Here is a 10,860-nt window from a genome sequence, read left to right as displayed (position 1 = left end):
ACGTCATCATCGGAAAGCTCATCCCGGCCGGCACGGGTCTCCCGCGCTACCGCGATGTGTCTGTCGAGGCGACGGAAGAAGCCAAGGCCGAGCGCTACCCGAACCGCATCTTCACGGATGACTCGGTGTTCAGCGAAGCAGACCTGAGCTTTGTCGATTTCGACACGTTCTCGTCTGACGACTACACGCCCGGTACGTACAACTAAGCAGCAACCGCTCGCTCAAGTACTGACCGCTCCCTGAGCTTGTCGAAGGGAAAACGGGCTCCTCACCTCACGGTGGGGAGCCCGTCGGCGTTTAACCGTGAATCCGGGCGACCCCCGCTAAGGGGTATGGCTATGCCTAGTTCGAAAGGTTACGGTTGCATCCTGTTCTCACGACGCCGCCTCGGGGCCGACGGCGTCGCTAATGCTTTGTGAGGAGATGCAATGGCAACCCTCACTGAGATTCTGATTCTGCGCGGCGTAGTTCCCATCGAGAACCTCGACTCCATCTCGGGAGCCTGGGGCGAAGACGAAGACGCCGTTCGTGCGCTCGTCGACAAGGGCCTGGTCACCGAGGTGCAGCTGGCCTCGGCCCGAGCCGCCCAAGCGGAGCTCCCGTTTGTAGAGCTCGACGAATACCCGGTCGACCGCACGGCCGTCTCCCTCGTCCCCGCTGCGATGTGCCGCCGATACCACGTGCTTCCGGTCGGCATCGTGGGTGACATCCTGACCCTCGCAATGGTCGACCCGGGCGACGTGTTCGCGATCGACGATGTGCGGGCCGCGGCGCGCATGCAGATCCGGCCCGTCGTGGCGTCGCCGAGCGACATCCGCCAGGCGATCGACCGCTACCACCGTGCGGACGGCGAGCTCAGCGACCTGACCAGCGCGCTCGAAGAGGAGAGCTCGACCGACGTCGTGATGGCGGGCGAGAACGAGCCGGGTGAAGACGACGCCCCGATCGTGCGGTTCGTGAATCTGCTCATCAGCCAGGCGATCCAAGACAAGGCGTCCGACATCCACATCGAGCCGGGCGAGCGCGAGGTGCACGTGCGCTATCGCATCGACGGCGTGCTGCACCAGATGCAGCCCGCCCCGAAGGCGATCCAGAACGGCGTGATCAGCCGCCTCAAGATCATGAGCGAGATCGACATCGCCGAGCGTCGCAAGCCTCAGGACGGCCGCATGTCGGTCACCCACGGCGGTCGCAAGATCGACCTTCGCGTCGCGACCCTCCCCACCGTCTGGGGCGAGAAGGTCGTTATGCGAATCCTCGACACGTCGTCGACGACCGTGTCGATGGACAACCTCGCGCTGCTGCCGCGCAACTTCGCGGCCTACAAGTCGTCGTACACGAAGCCCTACGGGATGATCCTGGTGACGGGCCCCACCGGCTCTGGCAAGTCGACCACCCTGTACACGACCCTCGGCGCTGTCGCCCGCCCCGAGATCAACGTGATCACCGTCGAAGACCCGGTCGAGTACCGCATGCCGGGCATCAACCAGGTGCAGGTGAACGCCAAGGCCGGCCTCACGTTCGCGTCGGCGCTGCGCTCGATCCTGCGTTCCGACCCCGACGTCGTGCTCATCGGTGAGATCCGCGACCACGAGACCGCACAGATCGCGATCGAGGCGAGCCTCACCGGCCACCTCGTGCTCTCCACGCTGCACACCAACGACGCCCCGAGCGCGATCACCCGTCTCACCGAGATGGACATCGAGCCGTTCCTCGTCGGCTCCGCGCTCGACTGCGTCGTGGCCCAGCGTCTCGCCCGCCGGCTCTGCGACCGCTGCAAGCAGCCGTACCAGCACGACCCGGAACAGCTCGCCGCTCTGCGCTTCGCGTTCGACCCCAACCGTCCGCCGCCCACGCTGTACCGCCCGGTCGGCTGTGCAAACTGCTCGAACACCGGATACCGCGGCCGCATCGGCCTGCACGAGGTGATGATGGTCACCGAGCAGATCGAACGACTCGCCGTGACGCGCGCCTCGAGCGCCGAGATCGGCAAGGTAGCCAGAGAGCAGGGGCTCATCCCCCTGCGGTGGGACGGCTGGGCGAAGATCCAGATGGGCCTCACCTCCGTCGAAGAGATCATGAGAGTGGTTGTATGACCCCCTATAACGTTCCTGACGACGAGCCCCAGCTTCCGCCGCCGCCCTCCTACCTCAACGCTCCGCCGCCCAGCGGCGTGCCCGCGTACACTTCCGCGCCGCCGCCTCCATCGTCGGCGTTCCCGCCGCCCTTCGACCCGTCGGCCTTCCCGCCGCCGTTCGATCCGGCCGCGTTCCCGCCCCCCGGCAGCTACCAGCCGGAGGGCCGCGCTACCTACCAGGCCCCGGATGCGCCCGCCCCCACCCCGGCGTTCGATCCCGCGCAGACGTCTTTCGACACCGGGTTCGACCCGTCGGCGTACTCCGCGCCGGCGTACGACGCCGGTTTCGACCCGTCCGCCTTCGCGGCGCCTACTTCGTTCGACGCGTCCGCGTTCAATTCCCCGCCGGATGACTCGATCCCCACCTTCGACTCGGGCGCGTTCGACGCGCCCCCGTTCGATCTCACGGCCTTCGACGCCCCGCCGGTAGTGGCTCCCGTCTGGGACGCACCGGCCCCCGAGACCGCCGCATCGCCCCACTACGAGGCCACCCCAGCGCCGCCCGTGTCGCCTCCGGAGACCGCTTCATTCGAAGCTCAGGTCGTGCCGCCGATCGCGCCGGTCCACGGCGGCGAACGTGCCAGCCGTCGCGCCGAGCGGATGCGCGAAGAGGCAGAGGCCGCAGCATTGGCGGCGGCCGTCTGGCCGCAACCGCCCGTGGACTTGCCCGGGTTTACGTTCGGCGTCGAGGGTCCGGAACTTCAAACGAAGGAGACCGAACCGGGCGAAATCCTAAATCTCGGCCAAGGGCAGGTGGGCACCGACCCCGATCTGATCGCCGCTCTCAACATTGTGGTGAGCCTCGGGGGGTCTGACCTTCACGTCAGCGTCGGAGCAGTGCCGCTGGTGCGCATCGATGGCGGACTTCAGGCAATGCCCGGATTTGACGCGTGGGATGTCGAGAAGACAACGTCTGCGTTGCACAGCATCATGTCGGCTCAGCACCGCGACCAGTTCGAGAATGAGCTCGAGCTCGACTTCGCCTACACGCTGTCGGCGGAATCTAGATTCCGCGTTAATATCTACCAGCAGCGTGGCGCACTTGGTGCGGCATTCAGGCTCATCCCCACCGAGATCAAACAGCTCGCGGCGCTCGGAATCCCCGAGAAGATCGGCAAGTTCGCCCAGTTGCCCCGAGGCTTGGTCCTGGTCACTGGGCCAACGGGATCGGGCAAATCCACGACCCTCGCCGCGCTCATCGACTTGGTCAACTCCACGCGCGCCGACCATATCGTCACGGTGGAAGACCCTATCGAGTTCATGCATCAGAACAAGAAGTCTCTCGTGAACCAGCGTGAGGTCGGTCACGATACCCACAGCTTCAACAACGCGCTGAAGCACGTGCTGCGTCAGGACCCGGACGTGATCCTTATCGGCGAGCTCCGAGACCTCGAGACGATCTCAGTGGCCCTGACAGCGGCGGAAACGGGTCACCTCGTGTTCGCGACCTTGCACACACAGGACGCGGCTCAAACGGTGGACCGTGTAATCGACGTGTTCCCGCCACACCAGCAGGGGCAGGTGCGCGCCCAGCTAGCCGCGACGCTTCAGGGTGTCGTCTGTCAGACGCTCGTAAAGAAGCTTCGCGGGGGTGGACGCGCCGTTGCGACGGAAGTGATGATCACTACCCCGGCTATTTCAAACCTGATCCGCGAGGGCAAGACCTACCAAATCCACTCCGCCATGCAGGCCGGTCGGGACGCGGGTATGCACACACTCGACCAGCACCTCGCCGATCTGGTGAATGCGGGTGAAATCAGCCACGCTGCGGCCCACGAGAAAGCCCACGACTTGGAAGACCTCAAGCAGCTCATCCAACGGATGGGCGGGTCTGAAGCGTCCGCGTCCATGGGTGGCAATGACTTCGGCGACGCTCACTACCCTCCGAGGGCATAGTGGCGGTCACCAAAGCATTCGCATATTCCGCCCGTGATGAGGCGGGCAAGCTGGTCAAGGGTCGCGTCGACGCGACATCCGAGGCCGCAGTCGTCTCCAAGCTGAAAATGATGGGTATATCGCCCATTTCGGTCAGCGAGGCCGGTACGGGCACGGGCCTGAGCCGGGAGATCACCTTCGGCGGCTTTGGAAAGCACGTAGGGCAGAAAGACCTCGCGGTCATGAGCCGTCAAATGGCAACAATGATCGGGGCTGGGCTCTCCCTCATCCGAACGCTCACCATTCTCGCGGACCAGACCGAGAACAAAGAGCTGGCGCGGGTGCTCCGCCTTATTTGCGGCGAAGTCGAGGGCGGAGCCGCCCTGTCCGAGGCGTTTATGAAACACCCGACAGTCTTCCCTCCACTGATGATCCACCTGATCCGAGCGGGCGAAACGGGCGGATTCCTGGACCTTTCGCTCAACAATGCTGCAGACAACCTCGAAGCCGACGTTAAGTTGCGCGACACGATCAAGTCAGCGCTCACCTACCCGGTCATCGTGCTCATTATGGCCGTGGTCGCCGTAATCGGAATGTTGCTCTTCATCGTCCCGATCTTCGAGAATATGTTTGCCGACATGGGTGGCGCTCTTCCCCTGCCCACGCAGGTGCTTGTGGTGCTTTCCAAGGCGATGGTGTGGCTCGCCCCTGCGCTGGTCATTGGCGGCGTTGCCTTCACCATCTGGTGGCGCGCCAATAAGCACACCGCCCGAGTGCGGTCGGTAGTCGACCCCGTGAAACTCAAGCTGCCGGTCTTCGGTGCCCTCTTCACGAAAGTCGCCGTCGCGCGGTTCTCGCGAAACTTCGCCACCATGATGGGAGCCGGCGTGCCCATTCTGCAGGCGCTCTCCATCGTCGGTGAGACGTCGGGCAGCTACGTGGTCGAAGAGGCGCTCAAAAAGGTGCAGGAGTCCGTCCGCCAGGGCAAGAGTGTCGCTGGTCCCTTGGCGGAGCAGCCCGTATTCCCCAGCATGGTTGTGCAGATGATCGCGGTGGGCGAGGACTCGGGGTCGATGGAGGTCATGCTGAACAAGATCGCGGAGTTCTACGAGGCGGAGGTCGAGTCGACGACGAAGGCCCTCACGTCGCTGATAGAGCCGCTGATGATCGCCTTTATCGGTGTCGTTATCGGCGGGATGATCGTAGCGTTGTACCTTCCGGTGTTCACAATCTTTGATCAGATCAAGTAGCGAACCGCTCTCACCACCCTCGTTCTGGGGTACAGTGATCGCGAAGAACCCCCCTTCGAGGGATAGCCGCTTGGGGACGGCTCGACGAACATTGTCGTGGGGGTCAGATTCACACGGGGGCCACCTGTCCGCACAATCACTCTGACAGGAAGTTAATCATGTTCGTTCGTATCAACGAGGCCCTCGAGGCCAGCCGCGTCAAGCGCGAGGAAAACGAGAAGGGCTTCACGCTCATCGAGCTGCTCGTCGTCGTTCTCATCATCGGAATCCTCTCAGCGATCGCGATCCCGATCTTCCTCGGCCAGCAGGATCAAGCCAAGGACGCCGCTATCAAGTCGGACCTGGGCAACGCAAAGATCGCGATGATCTCCGCTGCGACGGCGAACAACGGCACCTACCCGGCTGCGACCGCGACTCAGGCCGCAACGGTTACGGCACTCGGCTCGTTCGGTTACACCGCCAGCACCGGAACCGCCGACACCATCATCAAGACCGGTGGTGCCGCCTTCTGCATCCAAGGAAAGTCCGGCTCAAGCGGAACGCCGACTTACCGCATCGACTCGACCGGTGGCGCCACCCTCGGCGTCTGCCCGTAACGCATCTATTTGATCCTTCGCGATCGGAACCTGTGGGGTGTCACTAGCGTGGCGCCCCACAGGCAGTTCGGCACGAACAACAAGCGCGTCGGGAGGTAGAAAGAGTGTCGAGGTCACCAACAGCGGCGCATGCCGTTCGCACAGACGACGGTATGGGTCTAGTCGAGATCGTCGTAGCTCTTTTCCTACTTGCACTATTAGCGGTCGCTTTTCTCCCGGTTCTTGTGCAGGGGCTGAAGCAGTCGGCAATCAACGCGACAAATGCGACCGCCACACAGTTGGTCAATCGCCAGATCGAGGCCGCGCGCGCGATCGCCACTTGTTCGGGCATCCAGACCTACCAGGCTCAGCTCATTCCCGAGGAGCAAGACACTCGGGGCGTCCGCCTGCAGGCGACACGCACGGTCGGCGCGTGTCCGGCGGCATCCGCCTATCCGGGCACCGTCTCGGTGGTCATCAAGGTGACCCGTCTCGATACCGGAGCCGTATTGTCGACGGCCAGCACCCTCGTATTCCTCAGCGGGGCATGAATATGGACCGTCCCGCGCAAGCTCCGGATGAAGAGGGGTTCACTCTCATCGAGCTCCTCGTCTACTCTCTTCTCCTCGTTGTCGTCATCTCCATAGTCGGCGGGCTGCTAGTCAACTCGCTCCGGGCGGAGTCGACAGTACGCGCCGTCACATCAGCATCCACGAGCGCTCAGGCGACGTCGGACTCGGTAGAATCCGGCATCCGCAACTCGTCGGCATTCGAGATCCAGTCGGTGAACTACGGCGCTGACCAGATGCTCGTAGCTAGAGTCGTGCGCGGGTCGACCGCGGCGATAACTTGGAGGTGCGCCGCCTGGTATTTCTCGCAATCGCTCGGCACCGTGCGCTACACGGAGGTGACGCCGGCAGCGTCGGGCACCAGCTCGATCGTCGCTCCTTCGGCCAGTGCCCTTGCCGGCTGGACACTACTGAGCGACCGCGTCACGCCGACCTCAGGGTCTACGATTTTCTCGGGAAGCCAGCCGACCGTTTCGATCGCCTCTACCACCGTCGGCGGGGTCGGCAAGCCCCCGGTCGCGGTCAGTAGCTCGGCTAGCAGCCGCGCGGAAGTTTGGGAGAGCGGCACATGCTTTTCGCTAACCGACTGAACCAGCGGCACGACGGCGAGGAGGGCTCCGCTCTCGCCGCGGTCATTGGCGTGATGGCTGTGGGCCTCATTCTGAGCGCACTCATCATGACGTCCGTGACTAGCGGAATGGGGTACACGTCGGCAACGAAGGCCGGCGTGCAATCTCAGGCATCGGCGGATGCCGGGCTCGCTGTCGCTAAGGCGAGTCTGATGAAAGGGACCTGTTCGTCGACCGGAGGGACCTACGTCAGTGCGCCCGGAGCGGTGCCGAGCTATTCAGCGTCAATCTGGCGCCCCCAGGGATCAGGGTGGGTGCAAGGATGTCCGCTCAGCTCCGCCGAGCGTGTTCGAGTGCTGTCGTCCGGAGTTGCGCAGGCATCGGCCGTGGCTGGCCAGTCGGGCAACAACTCGAGCTCAGTCGAGGCCGTATTCTCAGCGTCAGCTGCACCGGTGACGATCACGCCCACCGGGCCGGCGCTGTACTCCTACTCGTCAAACGGATTCGGTGGCGCCGGCAGGCTTGTGGCCGGCGACGCCACGAGCCCGAACGTCTTCGTGAAGACCGGAAATGTCTCTTGCAGCGGTGCGGCTGGAATGGAAGGCGACCTCGTCGTCGCGGGTGGCAACTTGGTTCTCGACGGGTCGTGCAACGTGACCGGCAATGTGTGGGCCTCCGGAACCGTGACGATACGGGGCGGGGTCGCCGTTAGTGGCAATGTGACGGCTGCCGCTGTCACTATTGAAAACGGCAAGGTGGGGGGCAACGTCTGGTCGCCAGGAACAACCACGTTTGGCACCGCCACCATCACCGGCAGTGTTATCTCCGGTCCGATATCAATAGGAGGCGGAAGCGTCGGCGGCAGCATCTGGTCCACCGGCAGCGTGTCCACCTCGGCGAACATCGTCGGCAACATAACGGCAAACGGAACCCTCGCGGTCAATAACGGTTCGGTTTCAGGCAGCGTCTGGGCTACCGGCAACACGTCAATCTCGATTGAAATGTCCCGGAATGTCATCAGTGGCGGAAATATCACCTTCTCTGGCGGCGGGAAGATGGCAGGTAGCGCGTGGGCGACAGGTAGCGTGGTGGCGAGCTACGGCCAAGACATTGCTGGCAACGTGACAGCCAAGACAATTAACTCAGCGGGCGGCAATATCAAAGGCAGCGCGTGGGCATCAGACACCTTCACCATCATCGATGATGCCTCGTACCAAATCGATGGTTCCATCAGGGCGAAGGCGAAGAACGGTGCGGGCGGCGCGCGCGGCGGGGTGACCATCGTCCCTACCGGCCCCGGTGCTGGGCCGGCGGCGCCGGCCCGTCCGGCCGCCGGGCCGGTCGCTATCGCTGCCCCGTTTGTTCCTGACTGGGTGGATTTCGACTTCGTCGCGACTGACTGGGACGGGTTCGCAGTAGTGACGATGAGCGGCACTTGTGACTGGAACGCCCTTCAAGCGGCCAGCATCAGCCTCGCCGGCGGCAAAGGCATCATCAACGCGATGAACTGCACCAACGGCCTCACCATCGGTGGCAGCGACAAGCTCCCTCTCCGCAATGATCTCGTGCTCGTGTCGAAAAAGTTCAACCTCACTGGCAGCGGCGGATTCACCTCGACTGCCGCCCACAAGCTGTGGCTGATTACCCCCGACGCGGTCAAAGACCATATTCCTGCGGCCTGCCCTACCGGGTGGGGTTTCAACGTCGACGGCGGGTTCACCTTCGCGCCACTGGCGAACATTTCGACCATGATCTATACCCCCTGCAAGGTCACGGTAGGGTCTGGCATCCAGCTTCGCGGACAAATCTTCGCTGGTTCTGCTTCAGTCGACGCCGGCGCGACTATGACCCACGTCGGTATGGGACTCCCCGGAGTTGACCTGACCACGGGGTCCAACGGGCCACCAGCCGGGACCCCACCCGTGTACAAGCTTGAGTACACCCGAAACGCGGCAGTAATTGGTTAGCCTGCTCGTCGCCGGTGTAGGAATCGTCGGTGCGCTCATCGGGTCGTTCCTCAATGTCGTCGTGTGGCGTGTGCCGCGCAACGAATCGATCAGATTTCCCGCGAGTCACTGCACTAGTTGCGAAACGCCGATCCGGCCATGGGACAACATTCCGGTCGTCTCGTGGCTCTTACTGCGAGGCAGATGCCGCGACTGCAAGGCCACAATCTCCTGGCGTTATCCAGCCGTAGAACTTTTCACGGCCGTTGCGTTTGCCGGCATCGCCTTGTGGGCGCTTCGCGGTGGTCTTGACGTCGGTTCCTCGGTTCCGAGCGTCGTGGCGTTCTCGCTGACGCTGGTGGCATATCTATATCTCGCGGCTGCATCGATCAGCTTGTCGCTTATCGACATAGATACGCACCGCCTGCCTAACAAGATTGTGCTGCCGTCGTATATCGTCTGCGGCGTCTTGCTTGTTGCGTCATCCATATTCACCGCTGAATACCAGGCTCTCCTTACAGCCGCGCTAGCTGGTGCAGCATTTTTTTCCTTCTATCTAATCCTCTCGCTTGGGTACCGCGGCGGGATGGGGTTCGGTGACGTGAAGCTCTCCGGAGTACTCGGAATGATGCTCGGATGGCTCGGTTGGGGGCAGGTTGCCGTGGGTGCATTCGCTCCGTTTGCGCTGGGCGGTATCTTCGCACTGGGGTTGGTTATCGCGGGTAGAGCAGGACGCAAAAGCCGAATTCCGTTTGGCCCATGGATGATTGTGGGCGCGTGGGTCGGAATCATCGCCGGCGATCGAATCTTCGGCGGTTACCTGACTCTGTTCGGGCTTCTGTGATTAATGTGGCAAGGGTAGGGGAATAACGTGGTTTCTTCAGTCGTAGGACTCGATATCGGTCGCGACCGTCTGCGAGCCGTCGAGGTCGTCAACGCCGACAAACCGCGGCCAACGGTCGTGAGGGTGGCCGAGTTGTCACTTCCTGAAGGCGCGGTTCGAAGCGGGGAAGTGCGTGAACTGCACACTGTTTCGGAAGGCATCAAGAAGCTATGGATTGCCGGCGGGTTCAAGTCAAAGAAGGTGATCTTGGGGATGGGGAACAACCGGGTCCTCGCCCGGGACTTCACGGTGCCCAAAGCCGGGATCGAACAGATCCGCGAGTCACTGCCATTTCACGTACAAGAGATGCTGCCCGTTCCTGTGGCCGACGCGTTGCTCGACTTCTATCCGGTCTCTGAGGGGGTGGGGGAGAATGGTCCGGTCGTGCACGGGCTTCTTATCGCCGCCATCAAGGAATCGGTTCTGGCCAATGTGAACGCCGTGCGCCAAGCGGGGTTGTCACCAGTCCAGGTCGACCTCGTGCCATTCGCTCTGACGCGCGTACTTGTCAGATCACGGGCGACAGAAGGATCGGTGGCTCTCATTGACATAGGAGCCAGTACCACGCACGTCGTCGTCACGACAAACGGGGTGCCGCAATTCGTCCGAATGATCGCAGCTGGCGGCGACGACCTGACGCGTGCATTAGTAACGCGAGTCGAACTGAGCCCAGCGGATGCCGAAGCCGCAAAACGCGCTCGGGGCTACAGCATGGCGCCGGTCAACTCCCTAACCGAACAGCGCTCCGTCGAGGTCATCAACGAGAACGTGGCGGAGCTGCTCAACAGTTTGCGGAACACCATCGCCTACTTTGTAAATACCCGAAACAGCGATCCGGTCGAGGCAGTCGTTCTCACCGGCGGCGGGGCCCGCTTGGCGGGCCTGGCGGAGGCGCTCAGCGCGCTCTTGCGCATTCAGGTCGTGCCGGCGCTGCCATTCGACGCGATCGACCTGTCCCCAGCGGTTGCGCTGCTCTCGGCTGACGAAAGGCAAGACATGACAGTCGCACTTGGCCTCGCGTTGGGAAGTGCCGCATGAGCCCCGCAAAGCGCCTTG

The 10,860-nt window shown here is 63.0% G+C and carries 10 protein-coding genes; all 10 read left to right on the top strand.

What is annotated here, in order from left to right:
* Positions 1 to 206 (top strand): hypothetical protein (locus tag ACLQ6X_RS15945; RefSeq protein ID WP_411701131.1); only part of this gene is annotated, 206 nt, incomplete at its 5' end.
* Positions 207 to 428: 222 nt separating this feature from the next.
* Positions 429 to 2,096, top strand: a complete 1,668-nt coding sequence (locus ACLQ6X_RS15940) for a GspE/PulE family protein (RefSeq protein WP_411701130.1) — start codon at positions 429 to 431, stop codon at positions 2,094 to 2,096.
* Positions 2,093 to 4,033: a PilT/PilU family type 4a pilus ATPase gene (locus tag ACLQ6X_RS15935; protein ID WP_411701129.1), complete on the top strand. Its 1,941-nt coding sequence runs from the start codon at positions 2,093 to 2,095 to the stop codon at positions 4,031 to 4,033. Before ACLQ6X_RS15940 ends, ACLQ6X_RS15935 begins: the two co-directional genes overlap by 4 nt.
* Positions 4,033 to 5,262 carry a type II secretion system F family protein gene (locus ACLQ6X_RS15930; RefSeq protein WP_411701128.1) on the top strand — a complete coding sequence of 410 codons (1,230 nt, stop codon included), beginning with the start codon at positions 4,033 to 4,035 and terminating at the stop codon, positions 5,260 to 5,262. The genes ACLQ6X_RS15935 and ACLQ6X_RS15930 overlap by 1 nt, the downstream gene beginning before the upstream one ends.
* Before the next feature lie 158 nt (positions 5,263 to 5,420).
* Positions 5,421 to 5,858, top strand: coding sequence for a type IV pilin protein (locus tag ACLQ6X_RS15925; RefSeq protein WP_411701127.1), 438 nt, complete (start codon positions 5,421 to 5,423; stop codon positions 5,856 to 5,858).
* A 152-nt stretch (positions 5,859 to 6,010) separates the two neighbouring features.
* Positions 6,011 to 6,388, top strand: a complete 378-nt coding sequence (locus ACLQ6X_RS15920; RefSeq protein ID WP_411701126.1) for a hypothetical protein — start codon at positions 6,011 to 6,013, stop codon at positions 6,386 to 6,388.
* 2 nt (positions 6,389 to 6,390) lie between these two features.
* Entirely contained in the window at positions 6,391 to 6,996 is a 606-nt protein-coding gene (locus ACLQ6X_RS15915) for a prepilin-type N-terminal cleavage/methylation domain-containing protein (protein WP_411701125.1), read from the top strand.
* 431 nt (positions 6,997 to 7,427) lie between these two features.
* Complete coding sequence (locus ACLQ6X_RS15910; protein WP_411701124.1) at positions 7,428 to 8,942, top strand: hypothetical protein; 1,515 nt, start codon at positions 7,428 to 7,430, stop codon at positions 8,940 to 8,942.
* Positions 8,935 to 9,765 carry a prepilin peptidase gene (locus ACLQ6X_RS15905; RefSeq protein ID WP_411701123.1) on the top strand — a complete coding sequence of 277 codons (831 nt, stop codon included), beginning with the start codon at positions 8,935 to 8,937 and terminating at the stop codon, positions 9,763 to 9,765. The genes ACLQ6X_RS15910 and ACLQ6X_RS15905 overlap by 8 nt, the downstream gene beginning before the upstream one ends.
* Before the next feature lie 27 nt (positions 9,766 to 9,792).
* Positions 9,793 to 10,842, top strand: coding sequence for a type IV pilus assembly protein PilM (gene pilM / locus ACLQ6X_RS15900; RefSeq protein ID WP_411701122.1), 1,050 nt, complete (start codon positions 9,793 to 9,795; stop codon positions 10,840 to 10,842).
* Positions 10,843 to 10,860 lie beyond the last annotated feature (18 nt).

The organism is Conyzicola sp., from assembly GCF_046714715.1.
In the GTDB taxonomy this organism is placed as follows: Bacteria; Actinomycetota; Actinomycetes; order Actinomycetales; family Microbacteriaceae; genus Conyzicola.
The sequence above is the reverse complement of the archived record's forward strand: the minus strand, read 5'-3'. Positions and strand labels throughout refer to the sequence as shown.

Coding starts and splice junctions, on each gene's coding strand:
- ACLQ6X_RS15940 (WP_411701130.1), top strand. CDS start 429: ATGGCAACCCTCACTGAGATTCTGATTCTGCGCGGCGTAGTTCCCATC.
- ACLQ6X_RS15935 (WP_411701129.1), top strand. CDS start 2,093: ATGACCCCCTATAACGTTCCTGACGACGAGCCCCAGCTTCCGCCGCCG.
- ACLQ6X_RS15925 (WP_411701127.1), top strand. CDS start 5,421: ATGTTCGTTCGTATCAACGAGGCCCTCGAGGCCAGCCGCGTCAAGCGC.
- ACLQ6X_RS15920 (WP_411701126.1), top strand. CDS start 6,011: ATGGGTCTAGTCGAGATCGTCGTAGCTCTTTTCCTACTTGCACTATTA.
- ACLQ6X_RS15915 (WP_411701125.1), top strand. CDS start 6,391: ATGGACCGTCCCGCGCAAGCTCCGGATGAAGAGGGGTTCACTCTCATC.